Raw genomic sequence first — 21,820 nt, forward strand, 5'->3', positions numbered from 1 at the left:
ATCAGCGGACGTCGTACGTCGCTCATCGAACCGTCGATCACCGACCGACTCGCCGTGAAAACTGGTCATTGAGTGACGGGTCAGCGTCGCTAGAACACGTTACAGTTTCGGCTCGTGAAGACGTACGTCGTGACCGGGGCCGCCTCGGGGATCGGGGCGGCCACCGCCGCCCTCCTGCGCGAGCAGGGCGGGCGGGTGATCACCGTCGACCAGCGCGACGCCGACGTGGTCGCCGACCTGTCCACTGCGGCCGGCCGGGCCGAGGCGGTGGCCGGGGTCCAGGCGCTGACCGACGTGGTGCACGGGCTGGTGCCGGCGGCGGGGATCGGGGGGTTCACGGGCGTCGACCCGCAGCTGGTCGTGTCGGTGAACTACTACGGCGCGGTCGCGCTCGTCGAGGGGCTGCGTCCGCAGCTGGCCGCGGCCGGGGGCGCGGGGGTCGTCCTGCTGGCCTCCAACTCGATGACCTGCCAGCCGGGCTGGGACACCGGCCTGGCCGAGATGCTGCTGGGCGCCGACGAGGCGACCGCGCGCGAGCGGGTGGCGGGGATCGACGCGGTGATGGTCTACCCGGCGACCAAGGGCGCGCTCGCGTGGTGGGCCCGCACGCACGGCGTCACCGCCGAGTGGGCCGGCGCCGGCATCCGCCTGAACGCCGTGGCGCCCGGCCTCATCGCCACCCCGATGACCGAGCAGCTGCGGGCCGACCCGGTCTTCGGCCCGTTCGCCGACACCTACCCGACCGCCCTCGGCCGGCCCGGCCGTCCCGAGGAGGTCGCCGCGGCCATCGGCTTCCTGCTCTCGGACGCGGCGTCGCTCGTGGTCGGCGTGGTGCTGATGGTCGACGGCGGCACCGACGCCATCACGCACCCGCGGTCACCGCGCCCCTGAGGCCCGAGGACGGGACCTAGGACGGCATCAGGCAGCCGACCGCCGCGTCGGTGATCTGCTGGACCATGTCGGGGTTGCTGACGATGCCGGCGGGGAGCAGCTTGCCCTCGGCCGTGAACAGCCCCATCTCGACCATCTCGTCGAAGCCGATGTCGTCGACCAGGGCCGCGGAGATGCAGCGCGAGTCCTCCTCGTTGGCCGCACCGGTGGCGAGCAGCTGGTCGGTGAACTCCTTGATCGCGCGCTTCTCCGGACCCGACCGCCCGCCGCCGTCGGTGACCGGTGCCTCCGTGGTCGGCGTCGGGGTGGGGCTCGGTGTCGGGGTCGGGGTCGGGGTGGGCGTCGGGCTGGGCGTGGGCTCCTCCGACGGCGTGGGGTCCTCCGAGGCGCTCGACTCCGCGGACGCCTGCTTCGGCTCGTCGCCGTCGCGGGTCAGCGCGTACGCCGTACCGGCGCCGGCCGCCGCGAGCAGCACCACGACCGCTGCGGCGATCAGGCCGACCCGTCGCCCGGACCGGGCCGGACCGGCGGGCGGTCCGACCGGGCGCGGCGTCAGCGGACCGGTGGGCGGGCCGCCCGGACGCGAGCCCCGCGGCGGCGGGCCGGCGGGCATCGCCCGGACCCGGCGCAGGTCGTCGCGCATCGCGGCGGCGGTCGGGTAGCGGTCGGCCGGGTTCTTGGCCAGCGCGGTGCGCAGCACCCGGTTGACCTCGGCCTCGCGCGGGCCGCCCGGCGGCAGCTGCGGGATCGGGTCCTCGAGGTGGGCGGAGACGACCTGGAAGTCGGTGGTCCCGGCGTACGGCGCGGTGCCGGTGAGCGTCGCCCAGAGCACGCAGCCGAGCGAGTAGACGTCGGAGGCCAGCCCCGGCGCCGAGCCGGTGTGCAGCTCGGGCGCCATGTACGACGGGGTGCCGACCGCGGTGTTGGTGAGCTGCTGCTCCACGCCGACCTGGCGGGCGATCCCGAAGTCGGCCAGGTAGGCGTGCCAGTCGGAGCCGCGGCGGCGCAGCAGCACGTTGGCCGGCTTGATGTCGCGGTGGGCCAGGCCCGCCTCGTGGGCGTCGGCGAGCCCGGAGGCGACCTGGCCGATCAGGTCGAGCGCGACGTCGAGCGGCGGGGCGCCGTACTGCTCGAGGAGGGCGCGGAGGTCGCCGTCGGGGACCAGCTGGCTGGCGATGTAGAGCCGGCCGTCCTGCTCGCCGAACGCGTGCACCGAGACGACGTGCGGGGAGTCGAGGGAAGCCTGGCCCCGAGCCTCGCGCACGAACCGCTCACGGAACGCCGGGTCGTCGGCGAGGTGCGGCGAGATCACCTTCAGCGCGACCTGGCGCTGCAGCTGGGTGTCGAGGGCCTCGAAGACGACGCCCATGCCGCCGCCACCGAGGCGGCGACCGACCTGGTAGGGGCCCAGGCTGTCGCCGGGTGCGGGGATGCCGGGCGTGCTCACGCGTGCTGTCTACCCCGGCCGGGGGCGGTTCACGCCCCCGGCCGGGGTGAGGTTCGGCAGACCTCTCAGAAGAGCAGCGCGCTCGCCGGGTCGGCCATGATCGCCGCGACGTCGGCCAGGAACCGCGAGCCCTTCTCGCCGTCGATGTGGCGGTGGTCGAACGAGAGCGCCAGCGTGCAGACCTGGCGGACCACGATCTCGTCGGTGCCGCCGGAGGAGACCACCCACGGCTGCTTCTTGATCGCCCCGAAGCAGAGGATGGCCGATTCCCCCGGGTTGATGATCGGGGTGCCGCCGTCGACGCCGAAGGGGCCGACGTTGGTGATCGTGAACGTGCCGCCGCTCATCTCGGCCGGCTGCGTGCGGCCCTCGCGGGCCGTGACCGTGAGGTCGGTGAGCGCGCGGGCCAGGTCGGCCAGGGACAGGTCCTGCGCGTCCTTGACGTTGGGCACGACCAGGCCGCGCGGGGTCGCGGCCGCGATGCCGAGGTTGACGTAGTGCTTGAAGACGACCTCGCCGGCCGCCTCGTCCCACACCGAGTTGATCTCGGGCGTACGGCGCGCCGCCAGCAGCACCGCCTTGGCCAGGACCAGCAGCGGGGAGACCCTCACGTCGCGCAGCTCGCGGTGCGCCCGCAGCCGCTCGACCAGCTCCATGGTCGGCGTGACGTCGACGGTGACCCATTCGGTGACGTGCGGGACGGTGAAGGCGGACTGCACCATCGCCTGGCCCATCATCTTGCGAACGCCCTTGATCGGCTCGCGGGTCTCGCGCTCGTCACCCCGGGGGTTTCGAGACGGTCGCTGCGCGACCTCCTCAACCACCGGGGTGGCGGATGCGGCGGCCTCGACGTCGGCGCGGGTGACGGTGCCGTGCGGGCCGGACGCCGCGCACGACGCAAGGTCGACGCCGAGGTCCTTGGCCAGCTTGCGCACCGGCGGCTTGGCGAGGGTGCGCACGGCCGCCGGCGCGGTCGCGGCGGACGTCGCGGGCACGGCCGGGCCGGGGTCCTCGACCTCGACCACGGGCGCGGGGCCGGGCTCGAAGGAGGCCTGGGTCTGCGCGGCCGCGGCCGCGGCGCCAGAGGCCACCTTGCGGGCGCGCCGGGTCACCCCGCCCTCGGCCTTGTTGCGCCCGACCAGGCTCTCGCCCTCCCCACCGCCGCTGGCGGCCGGGTTGGATAGGTCGATCTCGAGGTCCGGGGACCCGACCGCGATGATCGGGGTGCCGACCTGGACGGTCTCGCCCTCGGCGACGAGCAGCGCCGTCACCGTGCCGGCGTACGGCGAGGGCAGCTCGACGAGGGACTTCGCCGTCTCGATCTCGACCACCACGTCGTTGACGGCGATGACGTCGCCGACCTTGACCTTCCACGCCACGATCTCGGCCTCGGTGAGGCCCTCGCCGACGTCGGGCAGCTTGTACTCGGCCATCAGAACTCCAAGCCTAGAAATCGAGGGAGCGGTCGACGGCGTCCAGCACCCGGTCGAGGTCGGGCAGGAAGTCCTCCTCGATCCGCGAGGCGGGGTACGGCGTGTCGAAGCCGCCGACCCGCAGCACCGGCGCCTCGAGCGAGTAGAAGCACTGCTCGGTGATCCGCGCCGAGAGCTCGGCGCCCATCCCGAGGTTGACGTGGGCCTCGTGGCAGACGACCGCGCGGCCGGTACGTCGTACGGAGTCGAGCACGGGGTCCATGTCGAGCGGCGAGAGGGTGCGCAGGTCGATCACCTCGACCGAGCGGCCCTCGGAGGCCGCGGCCTCGGCGGCCCGCATCGCGGTCTTCACCGTCGGCCCGTAGGCCAGCAGCGTGAGGTCGGTGCCGGGGCGGACGACGCGCGAGGTGAACAGCGGCTCGGGGGTCGCCGACTCGTCGAGGTCGGCCTTGTCGGCGTGGTACTGCCGCTTCGGCTCGAGGAACACCACGGGGTCGTCGGAGGCGATGGCCTGCTGGAGCATCCAGTAGCCGTCGATCGGGTTGGAGCAGGCGACGACCTTCAGTCCCGGCGTGTGCGCGAACTGCGCCTCCGGGGACTCGCTGTGGTGCTCGACCGCGCCGATGCCGCCACCGAAGGGGATCCGGATGACCATCGGCATCTTCGAGCGGCCCTTGCTGCGGAAGTGCATCTTGGCGACCTGGCAGACGATCTGGTCGTAGGCCGGGTAGACGAACCCGTCGAACTGGATCTCGACCACCGGCCGGTAGCCGCGCAGGGCCAGGCCGACGGCGGTGCCGACGATGCCGGACTCGGCCAGCGGCGAGTCGATGACCCGGTCCTCACCGAAGTCCTTCTGCAGACCGTCGGTGATCCGGAAGACGCCGCCGAGCTTGCCGACGTCCTCACCCATGACGAGGACCTTGGGGTCGTCCTCCATCGCCTTGCGCAGGCCCATGTTGAGGCCCTTGGCCAGGGTGATCCTGGTGCTCATCGGGGTCCCCGATCGATTGTCTGACGGAGGAGCGCAGCGGGGGAGGCAGAGAATCGAGTGGGGTGATTCATGCGTGGCTCCCCTCGGTCTCGAACGACTCCAGGTAGGCGGCGTAGCCCGCCCGCTGCTCGGCCAGCTCCGCGGTCTGCTCGGCGTACACGTGCTCGAAGGTGTCGAGGATCCGCGGCTCGGGCAGCGCCTTGCAGCCCTCGCGCAGGGTCGCGCCGAGCCGGGCCGCCTCGTCGTCGAGCTCCTCGAAGTACGCCGCGTCGGCCAGCCCGTTGCGCTTGAGGTAGGCCTCGAGCCGGGCGATCGGGTCCTTCAGCTTCCAGCTCTCGACGTCGGCCGAGAGCCGGTAGCGGGTCGGGTCGTCGGTCGTCGTGTGGGCGCCCATCCGGTAGGTGTAGGCCTCCACGAAGGTCGGGCCCTGGCCGTCGCGGGCGCGCTGGAGCGCGGCCTGGGTGACGGCGTACGTCGCGAGCACGTCGTTGCCGTCGACGCGCACGCCCGGGAAGCCGAAGCCGAGCGCGCGCTGGTAGAGCGGGATCCGCGACTGGCGCTCGATCGGCTCGGAGATCGCCCACTGGTTGTTCTGGCAGAAGAACACCACCGGCGCGTTGTACGACGCCGCGAAGATGAAGGCCTCGTTGACGTCGCCCTGGGACGAGGCGCCGTCGCCGAAGTGGGCGATCACGGCCGCGTCGCGGTCGGCGTCGCCGGTGCCGACGACCCCGTCGCGCTGCATGCCCATCGCGTAGCCGGTCGCGTGCAGCGTCTGCGCGCCGATGACGATCGTGTAGAGGCCGAAGCCGTACTCGGCGGGGTCCCAGTCGCCGTGGTCGACGCCGCGGAAGAGCCCGAGCAGCCGGAGCGGGTCGATGCCCCGGCACCAGGCCACGCCGTGTTCGCGGTACGTCGGGAAGACATGGTCCTGCCGGCGCAGCGCCCGGCCGGCGCCGATCTGGGCGGCCTCCTGGCCGAGCAGCTGGGCCCAGATGCCGAGCTCGCCGTGCCGCTGGAGGGCGGTCGCCTCGACGTCGATGCGCCGGGTCAGCACCATGTCGCGGTAGAAGCCGCGCAGCTGCTCCTCGGAGAAGTCGAGGTCGAACTCCGGGTGGTGCACCCGCTCGCCCTCGGGCGTCAGGAGCTGGACCAGCTCGGGGCCGCCGTCGGACTGGGAGGGGCCGAAGACCTCCGCGAGGTCGGGGCCGAAGCCGGCACCCTCCCCGGAGGTGGGGTCAGGCCCTGGGAACTGGTCGGACTGGGACACGCGCGCTCCTTCGAGGTCACCGGCCTGACGGGGTCGCCGTCCGGCCGCTCACGGGATCCGACCGACCGGCGCGGGGGTGGTGCGCCGTGTGATCGGGACCACAAACAGGTGCCGCCAACCTAGCGCCGCGCCGATCGGCGTACCAAGTCGGCCGGGGCCTCCGTCGTACGCCGTCCGCAGCCTAGCCACGGGTCCCGGTTAACGGTTCGTAGCCTCGAACAGGTTCGGACCCGGCCCTTAGTGTCGGGGCATGTCCTCCGACGTCATCACCGCCACCGCCGTCATCCCGGCTCCGCCGAGCGTCGTGTTCGCGATCCTCGCCGACCCGCGCCAGCACGCCCGGATCGACGGGTCGGGCACCGTGCAGGGGATCGTCTCCGGGCCGGAGCGGCTGAGCCTGGACGCCGAGTTCGGGATGAGCATGAAGCAGGGCGCGCCGTACAAGATCAAGAACCGGGTCGTGGAGTTCGAGGAGGACCGGCTGATCGCCTGGCGGCACCTGGGCCTGCATCGTTGGCGCTACGAGCTGGCGCCGGTCGACGGCGGCACCCGGGTGACGGAGTCCTGGGACCTCACCCACTACCCCCGACCGCTGCGGCCGGCGATGCGCGCGCTCTTCGGCGGCCGCACCCAGAAGGCCGTCGACGAGACGCTGGTCCGGCTGGCGCGGGCCGCCGCGGAGGACGCCCACTAAGACACCGACCGGTTCTGGCAACACGTGGCAACCGCTTGCCATGTGACGACGGCCACTTCAACACTCGTCCGCATGAGCACCGCGACGAGCACCACGAGCCCCGAGACGAGCCGGACGCCCGGCCGGGCGGCGACCGCCGCCTGGTTCGGCAGCGCGCTGGAGTACTACGACTTCGCGATCTACGGCACCGCGGCCGCGCTGGTCTTCCCCGACATCTTCTTCCCCGAGGGCAACGACACCGCGGCGGCGGTGGCCTCCTTCGCCACCTTCGGCGTCGCGTACGTCGCCCGTCCCGTGGGGTCGTTCTTCATGGGCCACATCGGGGACAAGCTGGGCCGCAAGAAGGTCATGATCGGGACCATCCTGCTGATGGGCGTCTCGACGTTCCTGGTCGGCTGCCTGCCGACGTACGGCTCGGTCGGGATGCTGGCGCCGATCCTGCTCGTCGTGCTGCGGATCCTGCAGGGCCTCTCGGCCGCCGGCGAGCAGGCGGGCGCGAACTCGATGTCGTTCGAGCACGCCCCCGACGACCGGCGCGGTTTCTTCACCAGCTTCACGCTCAGCGGCACCCAGGGCGGGCAGATCCTGGCCCCGGCGGTCTTCCTGCCGCTGGCCGCGGTGCTCTCCGACGACCAGCTGCAGTCCTGGGGTTGGCGGATCCCGTTCTGGCTCAGCGCGGTGGTCGTGGTGGCCGGGCTGATCATCCGGCGCCGGCTCGACGAGACGCCGACCTTCCAGGCCGAGGCGGCCGCCGACGAGACGCCGCGCGCGCCCCTTGCCCGCCTGTTCCAGGACCACTGGCGCGGGGTGCTGCGCGTGTTCTTCGCGGCCTTCGTCGCCACGGTCAACACGATGTTCGCGGTCTTCGCGCTCAACTTCGCGACGTCCGACGACTACGAGATCGGGATCAGCGACGACACCATGCTGTGGCTGGCCATCGTCGCCAACCTGGTGGCCATCGCCTGCATCCCGCTCTGGGCCCGGCTCTCCGACCGGGTCGGCCGCAAGCCGGTCTTCGTCACCGGGCTGCTCGGCAGCGCGGTGCTGGTCGTGGTGTTCCTGGGCGCGATCGCCCACGGCCAGGTGGTGCTGATGTTCGTGTCGGGGATCGCCCTGGCCGGCGTCGTCTACTCCATGCCCAACGCGGTCTGGCCGGCGACGTACGCCGAGTACTTCCCCACCAGCGTCCGGCTCTCCGGCATGGCGATCGGCACCCAGTTCGGCTTCGCGCTGGCCGGCTTCACCCCCACCATCGCCGGCGCGCTGATGGGCGGCGACGCGGACAACTGGTGGCTGGTCGCGCTCTTCACCGCCGGCGCCTGCGTGGTCTCCGCGATCGCGGTGCTCAGCGGCCCGGGCGGCACCCACCGGGTCCCGACGGCCGACCTCGGCCGGCGCCCGGGCACCACCGACAGCCGGCTCCGGGTCGGCGTGGCGTGAGCGCGTCGTACTCCCTGGGGCTGGTGGGGCAGGGCATCACGGCCTCGCTGACCCCGGCGATGCAGGAGCGGGAGGGTCGCGAGCACGGGCTGTCGGTGGCCTACCGGATCATCGACGCGGAACGGCTCGGGCTCGGCGTCGACGAACTGCCGGCCCTGCTGACCTGGGCCGAGCGGCTGGGCTACGACGGCCTCAACGTCACCCACCCGTTCAAGCAGGCGGTGCTGCCGCTGCTCGACGAGCTGTCGGAGGACGCCGCCGACCTCGGCGCGGTCAACACCGTGCTACTGCGCGACGGGCGTCGCCTGGGCCGCAACACCGACTGGTCCGGCTACGCCCGGGCACTGCGCTCGACGCTCCCCGACGCGGTCCACGACCGGGTCGTCCTGGTCGGCGCGGGCGGGGCCGGAGCGGCGGTCGGCTACGGCCTGCTCGACCTGGGCGCGGAGCACGTCGCCGTCCTGGACACCGACGAGGGGCGGGCGCACGCGTGCGTCGTACGGCTCGCGAAGCGGTACGGCGACGACCGCGTCTCGGTCGCCCCCGACCTCGAGCGCGCCCTCGCCGACGCCACCGGCCTGGTCAACGCGACCCCGGTCGGGATGACCGGGCACCCGGGGCTGCCCGTCCCGGCCGAGCTGGTCCGCCCCGACCTGTGGGTCTCCGACGTCGTCTACTTCCCGCTCGAGACCGAGCTGGTCGCCCTGGCCCGCTCCCGTGGCTGCCGGGTGGTGCCCGGCGGCGGGATGGCGGTCGGGCAGGCGGTCGACGCGTTCGAGCACTTCACCGGCCGCCCCGCCGACCCGGACCGGGTGGCACGGCACTTCGCGGAGCTGACGGCCTGAGCCCGACTCAGTGACCCCGACTCAGTGCACCTCGCCGAGGTCCTCGTGCTCGCGGTGGCTCGCCGGCTCGACCTGGAAGGTCGTGTGCCGCACGTCGAAGTGGTCGGTGACGCAGGTGCTCAGCGCGTCGAGGGTCGCACCGACGCCGCGCTCGGCCAGGCAGGTCTCGGTGACGGTGACGTGGGCGGACAGGCTGGGGATGCCGCTGGTGATGGTCCAGGCGTGCAGGTCGTGCACGTCGACCACGCCCGGCACGTGCATCAGGTGGTGGCGGACGTCGTCGAGGTCGAGGTCGCCCGGCGCGATCTCCAGGAGGACGACGGCCGCGTCCTTCAGCAGCGACACCGAGCGCGGCAGGATCAGCACCGCGATCAGCAGCGAGGCGATCGCGTCGGCCTGCTGGAAGTCCCACCGCCAGATCACCACCCCGGCGCCCAGCGCCAGGACCGAGCCGAGGGTGTCGGCCATGACCTCGTTCAGCGCGCCGCGCAGATTGAGCGAGTCGCTCTCCGAGCGACTGAGCACCAGCAGCGACACCGCGTTGGCGGCCAGGCCGGCGGCCGCGAAGACGATCAGCAGGCCAGCCTCGACCTCCGCCGTCCCGGGGTCGACCAGGCGCATCGTCCCGGCGTACGCGAGGTAGACGCAGACGCCGAGCAGGACCAGGGCGTTCAGCAGCGCGGCGAGCACCTCGGCGCGATGCAGGCCGAACGTGGTGCGCGGACCCGCCGGGCGCGCCGCGACGTACGACGCTCCCAGCGCGAGCACGATCGCCGCCGTGTCGGTGGCCATGTGGCCGGCGTCGGCGAGCAGGGCGAGGGAGCCGGCCAGCCAGGCGCCGATCAGCTCGATCACCAGCACGCTGCCGGTGATCGCGAGGACCAGCTTCAGCCGCGCCCGGTCCTCGGCGCGCCCGGTGGCGTGCGAGTGCCCCTTCCCGTGAGCGTGGTCGTGACCCATGTCCTCAGGCTAGGCCGAGAGCGCCTCGCGGCCGTGGGGCGTCTCCCAGCCGGACGGGTCGGGGCCGAGCGGGACGATGCCGGACGGGTTCACGTCGGTGTGCACGACGTAGTAGTGCTGCTTGATCTGCTCGAAGTCGATCGTCTCGCCGAAGCCCGGCGTCTGGAACAGGTCGCGCGCGTAGCCCCACAGGTGCGGCAGCTCGACCAGCTTCTGGCGGTTGCACTTGAAGTGGCCGTGGTAGACCGCGTCGAAGCGGGCCAGGGTCGTGAACAGCCGGACGTCGGCCTCGGTGATCGCGTCGCCCATCAGGTAGCGGCGGGTCGCGAGCCGCTCCTCCAGCCAGTCCAGAGCGGTCCAGAGCCGCTCGTAGGCGGCGTCGTACGCCTCCTGGGAGCCGGCGAAGCCGCAGCGGTAGACACCGTTGTTGACCTCGGTGAAGACCCGCTTCATCACGGTCTCCATCTCCGCGCGGAGCTCGGCCGGCCACAGGTCGGGGGCACCCGGCCGGTGGTGCTCGGTCCACTCGAAGAACAGGTCGTGGGTGATCCACGGGAAGTCGTTGGTGACGAGCTCGCCGGTCTCGACCTCGACGATCGCCGGCACGGTGATGCCGCGCGGGTAGCCCGGGAAGCGCTTCTCGTAGGCGTCGCGCAGGAAGTGGATGCCGAGGACCGGGTCGACGCCGTCCGGGTCGAGGTCGAAGGTCCAGCTGCGCTGATCGTGGGTCGGCCCGGGCATCCCGACGCTCAGCACGTCCTCCAGCCCCAGCAGTTTGCGGACGATGAGCGTGCGGTTGGCCCACGGGCACGCGGCCGCGGCGACCAGCCGGTAGCGGCCGGGCTCGACCGGCCACAGCCTCCCCTCCACGGGGCCGTGCTCGGGGGTGCGTGCGTCGCGGGTGATCCGGTCCGGGACGTAGGTCATGTCCCGGTCGAACTCCTGGCCCTTCGCGACGTACGTCGGGGTCTGGTCGGGCTCGGTGCTCATGCACCCACTGTAGGTGAATGATCAATCACCGGGGTTCACCCCGAGGGCCGTAGGTTCGGGTCCGTGCGCCGCCTCCTCCCGCTGCTCGTGCTGCTGCTCGTCGCGTGCAGCAGCCCCGAGGAGTCGGCCGCGCCGCCGGAGCCGACCCGGACAGGAACCCCGGGAACGTCCGAGTTACCCGGTGAACCGGGTAACTCGGACACGGCCCCGCCGACGACCGCCCCGCCCCCCGGGACCACTCCGCCCGCCTGGCTCGGCACCCGGGCCCTGCCCGTCACCGCGAGCGGGTACGGCGAGGTGCGGCCGACCCCGCGCGAGCTGCGGCGGCGCCGGTTCACGCTGCCCGACCGACTGCCGATGCTCCCGGGCTCCGGCTTCCGGGCGCGGGTCGCCGACCCGGCACCCGACGAGGTGATCGCTCGCTCCACCTGGGCCCCGGGCTGTCCCGTCGACCGGTCCGGGCTGGCCTGGGTGCGGCTGACCTTCCGCGGCTTCGACGGCGCCCGGCACACCGGCGAGCTGCTGGTCGCCTCCGCGGTCGCCGACGACGTGGTCGGGGTCTTCCGGGAGCTGTGGCGGGCCGACTTCCCGCTCGAGGAGATGCGGATCAGCACGCCCGCCGACCTGGAGGCCGAGCCGACCGGCGACGGCAACAACACCGAGGCCTTCGTCTGCCGCCCGGTCACCGGCGGGACGTCGTACTCCCAGCACGCCTACGGGACCGCGATCGACGTCAACTCCTTCCAGAACCCCTACGAGAAGGGGGACGTGGTGCTGCCGGAGCTGGCGTCGTCGTACCTCGACCGCGGCCGGGTGCGGCCCGGGATGATCACCGCCGATGGGCCGGTGGTGCGGGCCTTCGATGCGATCGGCTGGGGCTGGGGCGGAGCATGGCGCTCGCTGAAGGACTACCAGCACTTCTCCGCGAACGATCGCTGAGCCTGTGGAGGAGCGGTCGCGGAGCGGAGCGACCTGCGGCACGGTGCTCGGGTGTCCGTGGTCGAGGTGCTGATCGAGCTGGGCGGGGTCACCACCCGCCGGCCCCTGGTCGCGGCGACGTCCCGGCGCGAGGTCGACCGGGCGCTGGCCGACGGCACGATCGTGCGGCTCCGGCGCGATCGCTACGCCCTGCCCACCATCGGGGACGCGGTCGCGGCGGCGCACCGGGGGTCGGGCACCGTGTCGCACCTCAGCGCGGCCCTGCACTGGGGCTGGGCGGTGAAGACCGTGCCGGAGCTGCCGCACGTCACGGTTCCTCGTGACCGTCGGATCCGACCCGGGGCCGCCGCCGCTCTCTCGCTCCACGTCGTCGACCTCGGCCCGGACGACGTCGCGGGCTCGGTCACGAGCCAGGAGCGGACGCTGCTCGACTGCCTCCGGTGGGAGCCGCGCGACAGTGCGCTCGCGGTCGCGGACTCGGCGCTCCGGGACGGCTTCCCACGGGCCCGCCTGCTCGCCCTGGGCCGGGACGCCCGCGGGCCGCGGTCACCGCAGGTGCGCTGGGTCAGCGAGCACGCCGACTCCCGTGCGGCCAATCCGTTCGAGTCGGTGCTGCGCGACATCGCCCTCCAGGTCGAGGGCCTGCGGGTCGTCCCCCAGGTCAGCATCCGCGAGCCGGGGTTCCTCGGACGACCCGACCTCGTCGACGACCGGCTGCGCATCATCCTGGAGGCCGACTCCTTCGAGTGGCACGGCGGACGCGACGACCTCACGCAGGACGCGCGCCGCTACAACGCCTTCGTGGTCGCCGGCTGGCTGGTGCTGCGCTTCGCGTGGGAGGACGTGATGTTCCGGCCCGACGACGTGCGGGCCGTGCTCGAGGCACTCGTACACGAACGGACACAAGTCCTCTGCCCCGGGTGCCGCGCCGCCTGAGCCGCGGTGCCCCGGCCGACTTGTGTCCGTTCGTGTACGACGGGCTACGCGCAGCCGACGTAGGACCGGCTGACGGTGAGCACCTTGCCCTTGACCGTCTTCGGCTTCTTGCCCTTCTTGGTCTTCTTCTTGGTCGACTTCAGCTGGACGACCGCCTTGACCGTGACCGCACCGGTCGGCACCGCGCCGAGGACGACCGGCTTCGTCGGCCCGCCCTTGACCACGGCCCTGCGGACCCCGTTGACGTAGAACGTCGTGGTGGCGATCTTCGAGCGCAGCTTGGCGCTGGGGAACGTCGCGGCGACGGTGCGCGCCGCGCAGCCGCGCGCGCCGAGGGCGACGTACGGCGCTGCGGCGCCGGCGGCCGGCGCGGTGGCCGAGCCCGCCGGGACGAAGGACGCCGTGGTCGTCAGCGAGGCGGCCGCCGAGGGCCGGGCGTCGCTGCCGGTGTAGGCGGTCACGCCGTGGTTGACGTAGATGGCGAACATGCCGACCGGCAGGTACACCCGACGGGTGCTCGTGCCCTGGACGTCCTGGTTGATCTCCGCGTGCGCCGTCTCGCCGTCGTCCGCGCTCGTGACGGCGATCTGCGCCGTTCCGCCGCGAGAGGTCGCGGTGGTGATCGTGAGCCAGCCAGGCGTCGTCAGCTGGAACTGCACGACCGCGCCCGCCGTCGCCTCCGCCTCGCCGATGCAGGACGAGCTCGCGCCCTGCGTGGCGCTGGCCGTGGCCCGCGCGTTCGAGGTCACCGCGAACGTGCCGAGGGTGCCACCGACCGTGGTGGCCCGCGCGGTGCCGGTGACCGACGCCGTGAGCCGGGTGACGTCCTCGGGGTCGTTGCTGTCGGTGACCGTTCCGGTCGTCGAGTACGACCGCTTGACGGGAACCCCGTTGGACGGGAGCGCCACCTCGTCGCCGTTGCCGGTGTCGACCAGGGCGCAGGTCGGGTCGCCGTCGTGGTCGAAGGTGGTCCCGGCGAAGGCTCCTCCCTCGGGGGGCGCGGCGTGGGCCGTGGGGGCGATGCCGACGAGGGCGGCAGCACCCAGGGCGAGGGACAGGACGGCGACGGAGGTACGGCGCACGGTGGTGGTCACCGGCCGACCCTAGGGACCGGCCGGGCCGGCCGTGGCGAAATCGCGGTGAGGTCTAGGCCGCCGACGAGTCCGGCGCCCCGCGCAGCGAGGCGACGAAGTCCAGCTTGTCCAGGACCGGCGCGGGGATGACGAACGGGTAGAGGTCGTCCTTGCCCATGCTGCGGTTGATCATGTTGAGCGCGGTCGACAGCGGGACCCAGATGCCGGTGACCACGTCACGGAAGTTCGAGAAGGCACTGACCGGGGCGACCGAGGTGAGGCCGTACTCGCCGGCGGTCTCGATGGTGTCGCTGATGTGCAGGAAGTGCGCCCAGGTCTCGGCGAAGTCCTCGAACGGGTGCATGGTGGCGTACGTCGAGAGGTAGCGCTCGGCCCAGTCGGAGGGCGGACCCTCGCTGTAGTGGCGGTCGATCTCGGCCTGGTAGTCCTTCGACTCGTCGCCGAACAGCTCGCGGCAGCGGGCCATCCGCTCGTCGCCGCGGACCAGCTGCCACTCGTAGTAGTGGCCGACCTCGTGGCGGAAGTGACCGAGCATGGTGCGGTAGGGCTCGGCGAGCTGGGCGCGGACCTTCTCGCGGTAGGCGTCGTCGCTCTCGGCGAGGTCGATGGTGATCACGCCGTCCTCGTGGCCGATGACGACGTTCTCGTCCACCGAGGAGAGCAGGTCGAAGGCCAGGCCCTCGACCGGGTCGCTGTCCTTCCCGACGACCGGGAAGCCCAGGGTGTCGAGGTCGACGATCAGGTGCCGCTTGGCCTGCTCGGCCACGGGGTAGTTCGCGAGCCCCTCCAGGTCCTCGTCGTTCGGCCGGGTGCGGGTCAGGTCGCAGGCGAAGCACTGGCCGCCCTCGATCGCGGCCAGCCAGGTGCAGCCGGACAGGTTGAGGTTGGCGCAGACGTGCCAGACCAGGCCGCTCGCGTCGACGTACCGGCCGTTCTCGTCGACGGGGACGATCGCGCGCTCGGCACGGGAGAAGCCCAGCGCGGTCCCGCAGGAGACGCAGACGGAGTTCTCGAAGAAGAGGGCGTTGTCGCACACCCGGCAGCGGAAGGACTTCACGAGGAGGGGGTAACCGGCGCGACGTCGACCGACACCCGCAGCGTCGAGCGCTTGGCCTCGGTGAAGATCACACCCTTGACCGGGGTGACGTCGCCGTAGTCGCGGCCCCAGGCGACGGTGACGTAGCGGTCGTTCGCCGGCTGGTCGTTGGTCGGGTCGAGCGCGAGCCACTCGCCGTCCGAGGCCCCGTCGGGCGCGGGCGCCCAGACGGCCACCCAGGCGTGCGACGCGTCGGCGCCGACGACCCGCTGCCTGCCGGGCGGCGGGTCGGTGGAGAGGTAGCCGCTGACGTAGCGCGCGGCGAGGCCGTGGCTGCGCAGGCAGGCGATGGTCAGGTGGGCGAAGTCCTGGCAGACGCCGGCCCGCTTGGCCAGGATCTCCGGGACCGTGCTGGTGACGGTGGTGGCCTTCTGGTCGTACTCGAAGTCGGCGTGGATGCGGTGCATCAGGTCCCGCGCGGCCTCGCCGACCGCCCGCCCCGGCCGCAGCGACTGCGCGGCGTAGGCGTGCGCCTCGACGGTCCGCTCGACCTGGTCGGACCCGAGCGCGAAGTCGGTGGCCCGCCAGGCGCCGGGCACCCGCGGTACGACGAGCGGGCGGGCCTGCTCCCAGGGCGCGCCCAGCGCGGCCTCGTCGTACGACGGCGCCGCGACCGCGACCTCGCTCGAGGCGGTGATCTCCAGCCGGCGGTGACCGCGGGTCACCTGGAAGTACGTCGCGGTGTTGCCGTAGTGGTCGGTGTCGTGGGCCAGGTCGCCCGGGGCCGGGTCGACGGTGACCGTCGCGGACCCGACCTCCTGCCACGGCAGCGACCGCGGGACCAGGTGGGCGATGCCGAGCGAGTCGGTGACGTCCTCGTCGTAGGAGTAGGTCGTGCGGTGGGTGACGACGTAGCGGGCGCTCACGCCGGCTCCTCGACGAGCGTCATCGCGGTGATCGGGCGCGGCGCGGGGCCGGAGGCCAGGTGCAGCTCGGCGACGGCGGCGCCGAGCCGGTCGAGCTGGACGAGGTAGCCGTCGAGGAAGGTCTCCAGGTTGGGCCGGCCGACCCCGCCGATGGCGACCAGGGCCGCGATCTCCTGGGCCTCCAGCTCGGCGACCAGGTCGTCGAGCAGCCGCTCGGGCCGGGTCGAGCCGGTGGACGCCGGCAGCGCGGCCAGGTGGACGCGGAGCTCGGCCAGCGAGAAGGCCAGCGAGCGCGGGTTGTCGCGGTCCACCAGCAGCAGGTCGAGCACGCCGGCCGGGCGCACGTAGCCGCGGTAGCGCCGGCGGTGGGTGACCGCGCTCTCGGCAGACAGCAGGACGGCGTTGAGCACCTCGCGGTCGACGTCGATGCCGCGGCGCACGGTCGTCGTACCGCGGAGCAGATGGCAGAGCTGGACGCCGCGCTCGAGGGCCCGGCCCGCGCCGATCATGTGCCAGCCGGCGTCGCGGATCATGCTGGCGGTGACGCCCTGCAGCGACAGGATGCCGGTCAGCATCCGGCCGGCGCTCTCGGCGAGCTGGTGGCTGTGCGGCGACTCGACCAGCGCGGCGGTGGCCCGGTCGGTGGTGCCGAACGCGCGCCAGATGTCCCCGGAGAGCTGGTCGCGGACGCCCTGCAGCGAGTCGCGCAGGCCCGCGACCGCGTGGGCGACCGACCCGGACCGGCCGGCGTCGAGCACCAGCGAGCGGAACTCCTCGTCGAGGTCGTCGTGCCAGCGCCCGGCCAGCCGCTGCACGGCCGCCATCATCACGCCCAGGCTGGCGCCGCCGGTCGAGCGCGGCCGGGTGCGGAAGTCCTCGGCCAGGGCGTGCGCGGCCAGCACCAGGCGCAGCAGGTCCTCGGCCCGCTCGGCGTACCGGCCGAACCAGAACATGTCCTCGAGGATGCGCGGCACCAGCACCGCCGACGACCTCACGTTGGTCATCGACATGACCTCGGAGAGCCCCTGGTCGGCGTCGCCGGGCGCCGCCTTCAGCACCCACACGTCCTTGCTGACCGGGTGGTCGCCGGCCGTCGTGGCCAGCCCCCCGACCATCGGGCGGTACGCCGAGCCGTAGCGCAGCGTGAAGGTGCGGAGGGTGAGCGGCCGCGGGGAGGTGCCGCCCGCCGACCAGGTCGGGGACTGCGACAGCGGCAGCGACTCCTGGCCGACGTAGCGGTGCGGCTCGTCGAGCAGCCGCTCGCGCTTCTCGGCGGCGCTCAGGTCGGCCAGCGCGTCGGCCGGGCCGTCGATCGCCCGCAGCACCAGCGAGTCGAGCCGGTCGAGCACGTGGTCCAGCGCCTGCGGCTCCCCGCACCACCAGGTGGGGACGGCGGACAGGCGGAGCGGCTCGCCCAGCAGCGCCGTGGAGGCGGCGGGCAGGTAGGGCAGCAGGCCGGGGTTCTCCAGCACGCCGGCGCCGAGGCCGTTGACGACCCGGACGCGGCCGCGTCGTACCGCCTCGACCAGGCCGGCGACGCCGAGCTGGGACTCCCCGCGCAGCTCCAGCGGGTCGCTCCAGGCGGCGTCGACGCGGCGCAGGATGACGTCGACGCGGTCGAGCCCACCCGGTCGCTTGGCCCAGACCCAGCCGTCGCGGACGACGAGGTCGCTGCCCTGGACCAGCGGGAAGCCGAGCTGTGAGGCGATGAACGACTGGTCGTACGCCGTCTCGGAGTGGGTGCCCGGCGAGAGCACCACGACCCGCGGGTCGGCCAGCTCGCCCTGCGCGGACTGGATGAGGGCGGAGCGCAGCGCCCAGAAGTAGGGCTCGATCCGGTGCAGGCCGGCCTCGCGGTAGAGCTCGGGCATCACCCGGGAGACGACGCGGCGGTTCTCCATCGCGTAGCCGATGCCGGAGGGCGCCTGCGCCCGGTCGGCCAGCACCCGCCAGGCACCCTCGGCGTCCCGGCCCAGGTCGGTGGCGGCCAGCACCAGCGGGCGGGGGTCGTTGGCCGAGGCCCGGGCCACGACCCGGGTGAAGCCGCCGTGGCCGAGCACCACGGCCGGCGGGACGATGCCCTCGGCGAGCAGCCGCTGCTCGCCGTACAGGTCGGCGAGGACGGCGTTGAGCAGCTCGGCCCGCTGGGCCAGGCCGACCTCGAGCCGGGTCCAGGTCGCGGCGTCGATCACCAGCGGCACCGGGTCCAGCCGCCACGGACCGACACCCTCGCCCGGGCGCGCGTAGGTGACGCCGTCGTCGGCCAGGAAGCGGGTGATCTCGCCGTGCACACGGTCCAGCTCGCGCCGGGTCAGCCCGACCGCGACCTCGGCCAGCCCCTTCCAGGCCGGCCGCAGCGAGCCGTCCGGGCCGACGACCTCGTCGTACCGGGTGGGCTCGTCGCCGAGTGCGGGCTGGCCCACGGTCTCGGCATAGTCGCGCAGGACGGTCATCGAACCCGACGGAGGTCGAGCGTGTGCGGGTACTCGGCGCTGGTCGCGCGGCGGCCGCGCTCGCGGATCCCGGCGACGTCGAGCCGGCCGGCGGTGTGGCCGCGCGCCTCGAACCGGCTGGCCCGCCGGGCCTCGGCCTCGTTGGCGTTCACCGGCGGGTGGTCGTAGCTGCGGCCCCCCGGGTGGACGACGTGGTACGTCGCGCCGCCGAGGCTGACCTCCGCGGCCGTGTCGACGACGTCGACGTGGAGCGGGGCGTGCACCTCGATCGACGGGTGCAGCGCGGACCACGGCTGCCAGGCGCGGTAGCGGACCCCGGCGTAGAACTCGCCCGGGACACCCGTGGGCGTGAGAGGCACCGGGACACCCTGACACGTCACCAGGTGCCGGTGCAGGTCGATCCCGCGGATGGAGACCTGGAGTCGCTCGACGCTGGAGTCGACGTACCGGGCGGTGCCGCCGGCGGTGGCCTCCTCACCGAGGACGTGCCAGGGCTCGATGGCCTGGCGCAGCTCGAGCTCGACGCCTCCCCCGGATCCGGTGCTGACCCGGGTGGCGCCGATCCGCGGGAAGCGGAACTCGATGAACGGCGCGAGCCAGGACTCCTCGAAGGCGATCCCGTGGGCGCGCAGGTCGGCGACCACGGCCGCGATGTCGGCGGTCGCGCCCTGCGGGAGCAGGAAGTCCTCGTGCAGGGCGGTGCCCCAGCGGGTGAGCGGCGCGATGAGCGGGCGCTCCCAGAACATCGCGACCAGGCTGCGCACGAGCAGCGCCTGGAGCAGCGCCATCTGCGGGTGCGGGGGCATCTCGAAGCCGCGCAGCTCGAGCAGGCCGAGCCGGCCGCGCGAGGAGTCCGGGCTGAACATCTTGTCGATGCAGAACTCGGCCCGGTGCGTGTTGCCGGTGAGGTCGGTCAGCAGGTGGCGCAGGGCACGGTCGACCAGCCACGGCCGCGGCTCCAGCCCGTGCTCGTCCTGCTCGGCGACCAGCCGGGCGATCTCGGCGAAGGCGATCTCCATCTCGTACGTCGCCTCCGGCCGGCCCTCGTCGAAGCGCGGGGCCTGGCTGGTGGGGCCGATGAAGCGCCCGGAGAACAGGTACGACAGCGCGGGGTGGCGCTGCCAGTAGGCGATCAGGCTGACCAGCAGGTCGGGCCGGCGCAGCAGCGGGCTGTCGGTCGGCTGGGTGCCGCCGAGGGTCAGGTGGTTGCCGCCGCCGGTGCCGGTGTGCAGCCCGTCGAGGTCGAACTTCTCGGTGGTCAGCCGGGCCTGGCGGGCCTCCTCGTAGAGGGTCTCGGTGAGCGCCCTCTGCTCCGCCCAGCTCGCCGTCGGCTGCACGTTGACCTCGATGACGCCGGGGTCGGGCGTGACCACGAGCTGGGTCAGCCGCGGGTCGGCCGGCGGGCCGTAGCCCTCCAGCACCACCGGGCAGCCGACCCGGCGGGTGGCCACCTCGACCAGGCGGAGCAGGTCGGCGTAGTCCTCCAGCCGCTCGGTCGGCGGCAGGAAGACGTGCACGTGACCCTCGCGGGCCTCGAAGGCGATCGCCGTGGTGGCGACCCCCTCGGGGCTGGTCATCGTCACGACCGGGACCTTCGGCTCCAGCGGCGTGCTCCGCTCGGGGGCCGGCCAGTCGCCCGGGTGCTCGGGGTCCTCCCACGAGATCGCGTCGAGCGGCAGCCGCAGGCCGACCGCGCTGGTGCCGCCGGTCAGCACCAGCCGACCGCGGCGGAACCGCCAGGCCGGGCTGGTCCACACCTCGCCGGTGGTGATCGGCAGGACCCAGCCGGTGGGGGTGGTCACGGTGGCGTCGAGCTCCGCGACCGCTGCTTCGTCGGTCGAGTAGCGAGCGCCAGCGAGCGTATCGAGACCCTCGCGGCCGGGTCGCTCGCCGTAGGGGCGCCGGACGTCGTCGGCGAGGGCGAGGAGCGGGTCCTCGTACGCCGGCCGCAGCTGGTCGTCCGGCAGCCCGAGCACCTTCGTGACCCGCCTCGCGAGCGCCTCGGCGTGCTCGGTCGCGTCGGCGTCGACCTTCTCCCCCCAGGGGTCGGCGAAGAGCGCCGGGTCCTGCCAGAGCGGTACGCCGTCGGTGCGCCACTGGAGCGCGATGTTCCAGCGCGGCAGCGGCTCGCCCGGGTACCACTTGCCCTGGCCGCGGTGGACCACCCCGCCGGCGGCGTACGTCGTCCGCAGCCGGTCGGCGAGGTCGTTCGCGAGCGCGCGCTTCTCGGCGCCGTCGGCGTCGCTGTTCCACTGCGGGCTGGTGGCGTCGTCGAGGGAGACGAAGGTCGGCTCGCCGCCCATGGTGAGCCGGACGTCGCCCCGCACCAGGCGGGCGTCGACGGCCTCGCCGAGCGCGTCGATGCGGCCCCACTCGGCGTCGGTGTAGGGCTTGGTGACCCGGGGGTCCTCGTGCACCCGGCTGACCTCGTTGTGGAACGAGAAGGTCACCTCGACCGGGTCGGTCGCGCCCTCGATCGGCGCGGCGCTGCTCGGGTGGGGGGTGGCGCTGAGCGGGATGTGGCCCTCGCCGGCGAACAGGCTCGACGTCGGGTCCATCCCGACCCAGCCCGCGCCCGGGACGAACACCTCGGCCCACGCGTGCAGGTCGGTGAAGTCCTGGACCGGCCCGCTGGGGCCGTCGAGCGCCTCCTGGTCGGCGGCCAGCTGGACCAGGTAGCCGGAGACGAACCGGGCCGCGAGTCCGTACTGGCGCAGCAGGCTGACCAGCAGCCACGCGCTGTCGCGGCACGAGCCGATCGCCTTGCCCAGGGTCTCGTCGGGGGTCTGGACGCCCGCCTCCATGCGGACGCTGTAGGCGACGTCGCGATTGACCGCGGCGTTCAGGCCGGCCAGGAAGTCGACGATCGGGACCCCGTCCGGCTCGGCCTGCCGATCCTTCCAGGCCGCGGCCTGCACGCTGTCCTCGACCGGCCGCAGGTACGGCGCCAGGTCGGCGGCCAGCCCGGGCTCGTAGGCGAACGGGAAGCGCTCGGCGTACTCCTCGACGAAGAAGTCGAACGGGTTGATCACCATCAGGTCGGCCACCAGCCCGACCGTGATCTGCAGCCGCGTGGTCTTCTCCGGGAACACCAGCCGGGCCAGCCAGTTCCCGAACGGGTCCTGCTGCCAGTTCAGGAAGTGCCCCTTCGGCTCGACCTCGAGCGAGTACGCCTCGATCGGCGTCCGCGCGTGCGGTGCCGGCCGCAGCCGGACCACGTGCGGGGCGACGTTCACGGGCTCGGCGAAGTCGTAGGTGGTCCGGTGCTCCAGGGCGACCTTGATCGACATGGTCCCCAGCCTCCCCGACGGACGTTGCCAGGGGGTAACGGCGGGCCGGCCCGCGGCCGGGGGCGGGCGCGGCTGTAACGCGATGTTCGCCGCACTAGGTACGTGCTGCAGCGCGTCCCTAGTGCGGCGAACATCGCGTGACAGCTCGACGCCGATCGTCGCAAAGAACCATTTGCAAATGA

17 protein-coding genes are annotated in these 21,820 nt (G+C 73.3%); 6 read left to right on the forward strand and 11 right to left on the reverse strand.

Annotated elements, in window-relative coordinates; all coding sequences use genetic code 11:
* Nucleotides 1-114: 114 nt before the first annotated feature.
* A complete protein-coding gene (locus V7S47_RS14365; protein ID WP_336562180.1) occupies nucleotides 115-891 on the forward strand; it encodes an SDR family oxidoreductase in 777 nt (258 codons plus the stop codon).
* Between the two features lie 16 nt (nucleotides 892-907).
* Here the strand turns inward: V7S47_RS14365 and V7S47_RS14370 are convergent, their stop codons facing one another.
* The 4 genes from V7S47_RS14370 to pdhA all read right to left on the reverse strand — a co-directional run bounded on the left by V7S47_RS14370 (nucleotide 908) and on the right by pdhA (nucleotide 6,035).
* Nucleotides 908-2,338 carry a serine/threonine-protein kinase gene (locus V7S47_RS14370; RefSeq protein WP_336562181.1) on the reverse strand — a complete coding sequence of 477 codons (1,431 nt, stop codon included), beginning with the start codon at nucleotides 2,336-2,338 and terminating at the stop codon, nucleotides 908-910.
* A 65-nt stretch (nucleotides 2,339-2,403) separates the two neighbouring features.
* A complete protein-coding gene (locus V7S47_RS14375) occupies nucleotides 2,404-3,771 on the reverse strand; it encodes a dihydrolipoamide acetyltransferase family protein (protein ID WP_336562182.1) in 1,368 nt (455 codons plus the stop codon).
* 13 nt (nucleotides 3,772-3,784) lie between these two features.
* A complete protein-coding gene (locus V7S47_RS14380) occupies nucleotides 3,785-4,765 on the reverse strand; it encodes an alpha-ketoacid dehydrogenase subunit beta (protein ID WP_336562183.1) in 981 nt (326 codons plus the stop codon).
* A gap of 67 nt (nucleotides 4,766-4,832) precedes the next feature.
* Entirely contained in the window at nucleotides 4,833-6,035 is a 1,203-nt protein-coding gene (pdhA, locus tag V7S47_RS14385) for a pyruvate dehydrogenase (acetyl-transferring) E1 component subunit alpha (RefSeq protein ID WP_442945351.1), read from the reverse strand.
* 250 nt (nucleotides 6,036-6,285) lie between these two features.
* Between pdhA and V7S47_RS14390 the strand changes: the two genes are divergently transcribed.
* The 3 genes from V7S47_RS14390 to V7S47_RS14400 all read left to right on the forward strand — a co-directional run bounded on the left by V7S47_RS14390 (nucleotide 6,286) and on the right by V7S47_RS14400 (nucleotide 9,014).
* Nucleotides 6,286-6,729 (forward strand): SRPBCC family protein, encoded by a 444-nt coding sequence (locus tag V7S47_RS14390; protein WP_336562184.1) that lies wholly within the window; start codon nucleotides 6,286-6,288, stop codon nucleotides 6,727-6,729.
* Between the two features lie 72 nt (nucleotides 6,730-6,801).
* The gene (locus V7S47_RS14395; RefSeq protein WP_336562185.1) at nucleotides 6,802-8,169 is read left to right on the forward strand and encodes an MFS transporter; all 1,368 of its coding nucleotides are present in this window, start codon (nucleotides 6,802-6,804) and stop codon (nucleotides 8,167-8,169) included.
* Entirely contained in the window at nucleotides 8,166-9,014 is an 849-nt protein-coding gene (locus V7S47_RS14400) for a shikimate dehydrogenase (protein WP_336562186.1), read from the forward strand. The genes V7S47_RS14395 and V7S47_RS14400 overlap by 4 nt, the downstream gene beginning before the upstream one ends.
* 21 nt (nucleotides 9,015-9,035) lie before the next feature.
* On the opposite strand, the gene V7S47_RS14405 is transcribed toward V7S47_RS14400, so the two are convergent.
* A complete protein-coding gene (locus V7S47_RS14405) occupies nucleotides 9,036-9,974 on the reverse strand; it encodes a cation diffusion facilitator family transporter (protein ID WP_336562187.1) in 939 nt (312 codons plus the stop codon).
* A 9-nt stretch (nucleotides 9,975-9,983) separates the two neighbouring features.
* Nucleotides 9,984-10,964, reverse strand: coding sequence for a glutathione S-transferase family protein (locus V7S47_RS14410; RefSeq protein ID WP_336562188.1), 981 nt, complete (start codon nucleotides 10,962-10,964; stop codon nucleotides 9,984-9,986).
* Nucleotides 10,965-11,027: 63 nt separating this feature from the next.
* Here V7S47_RS14410 and V7S47_RS14415 point away from each other — a divergent pair, with 63 nt between their 5' ends.
* On the forward strand, nucleotides 11,028-11,903 hold the full coding sequence (locus V7S47_RS14415; RefSeq protein WP_336562189.1) for a M15 family metallopeptidase: 876 nt from the start codon (nucleotides 11,028-11,030) through the stop codon (nucleotides 11,901-11,903).
* Between the two features lie 51 nt (nucleotides 11,904-11,954).
* Complete coding sequence (locus tag V7S47_RS14420; protein ID WP_336562191.1) at nucleotides 11,955-12,839, forward strand: hypothetical protein; 885 nt, start codon at nucleotides 11,955-11,957, stop codon at nucleotides 12,837-12,839.
* 44 nt (nucleotides 12,840-12,883) lie between these two features.
* On the opposite strand, the gene V7S47_RS14425 is transcribed toward V7S47_RS14420, so the two are convergent.
* The 5 genes from V7S47_RS14425 to V7S47_RS14445 are packed head-to-tail and all read right to left on the reverse strand — an operon-like array spanning nucleotide 12,884 to nucleotide 21,638.
* Nucleotides 12,884-13,933: a hypothetical protein gene (locus tag V7S47_RS14425; protein ID WP_336562192.1), complete on the reverse strand. Its 1,050-nt coding sequence runs from the start codon at nucleotides 13,931-13,933 to the stop codon at nucleotides 12,884-12,886.
* Nucleotides 13,934-13,985: 52 nt separating this feature from the next.
* A complete protein-coding gene (locus V7S47_RS14430; RefSeq protein WP_336562193.1) occupies nucleotides 13,986-14,990 on the reverse strand; it encodes a zinc-binding metallopeptidase family protein in 1,005 nt (334 codons plus the stop codon).
* A complete protein-coding gene (locus tag V7S47_RS14435; RefSeq protein ID WP_336562194.1) occupies nucleotides 14,987-15,895 on the reverse strand; it encodes a transglutaminase family protein in 909 nt (302 codons plus the stop codon). Before V7S47_RS14435 ends, V7S47_RS14430 begins: the two co-directional genes overlap by 4 nt.
* On the reverse strand, nucleotides 15,892-18,348 hold the full coding sequence (locus tag V7S47_RS14440; RefSeq protein ID WP_336562195.1) for a circularly permuted type 2 ATP-grasp protein: 2,457 nt from the start codon (nucleotides 18,346-18,348) through the stop codon (nucleotides 15,892-15,894). Before V7S47_RS14440 ends, V7S47_RS14435 begins: the two co-directional genes overlap by 4 nt.
* A complete protein-coding gene (locus tag V7S47_RS14445) occupies nucleotides 18,345-21,638 on the reverse strand; it encodes a transglutaminase family protein (protein ID WP_336562196.1) in 3,294 nt (1,097 codons plus the stop codon). The genes V7S47_RS14440 and V7S47_RS14445 overlap by 4 nt, the downstream gene beginning before the upstream one ends.
* Nucleotides 21,639-21,820: the final 182 nt, after the last annotated feature.

This window comes from Nocardioides sp. CCNWLW216, assembly GCF_037120545.1.
GTDB lineage: Bacteria > Actinomycetota > Actinomycetes > Propionibacteriales > Nocardioidaceae > Nocardioides > Nocardioides lianchengensis.

Coding starts and splice junctions, on each gene's coding strand:
- V7S47_RS14440 (WP_336562195.1), bottom strand. CDS start 18,348: ATGACCGTCCTGCGCGACTATGCCGAGACCGTGGGCCAGCCCGCACTC.
- V7S47_RS14410 (WP_336562188.1), bottom strand. CDS start 10,964: ATGAGCACCGAGCCCGACCAGACCCCGACGTACGTCGCGAAGGGCCAG.
- V7S47_RS14405 (WP_336562187.1), bottom strand. CDS start 9,974: ATGGGTCACGACCACGCTCACGGGAAGGGGCACTCGCACGCCACCGGG.
- V7S47_RS14445 (WP_336562196.1), bottom strand. CDS start 21,638: ATGTCGATCAAGGTCGCCCTGGAGCACCGGACCACCTACGACTTCGCC.
- V7S47_RS14375 (WP_336562182.1), bottom strand. CDS start 3,771: ATGGCCGAGTACAAGCTGCCCGACGTCGGCGAGGGCCTCACCGAGGCC.
- V7S47_RS14395 (WP_336562185.1), top strand. CDS start 6,802: ATGAGCACCGCGACGAGCACCACGAGCCCCGAGACGAGCCGGACGCCC.
- V7S47_RS14380 (WP_336562183.1), bottom strand. CDS start 4,765: ATGAGCACCAGGATCACCCTGGCCAAGGGCCTCAACATGGGCCTGCGC.
- V7S47_RS14390 (WP_336562184.1), top strand. CDS start 6,286: ATGTCCTCCGACGTCATCACCGCCACCGCCGTCATCCCGGCTCCGCCG.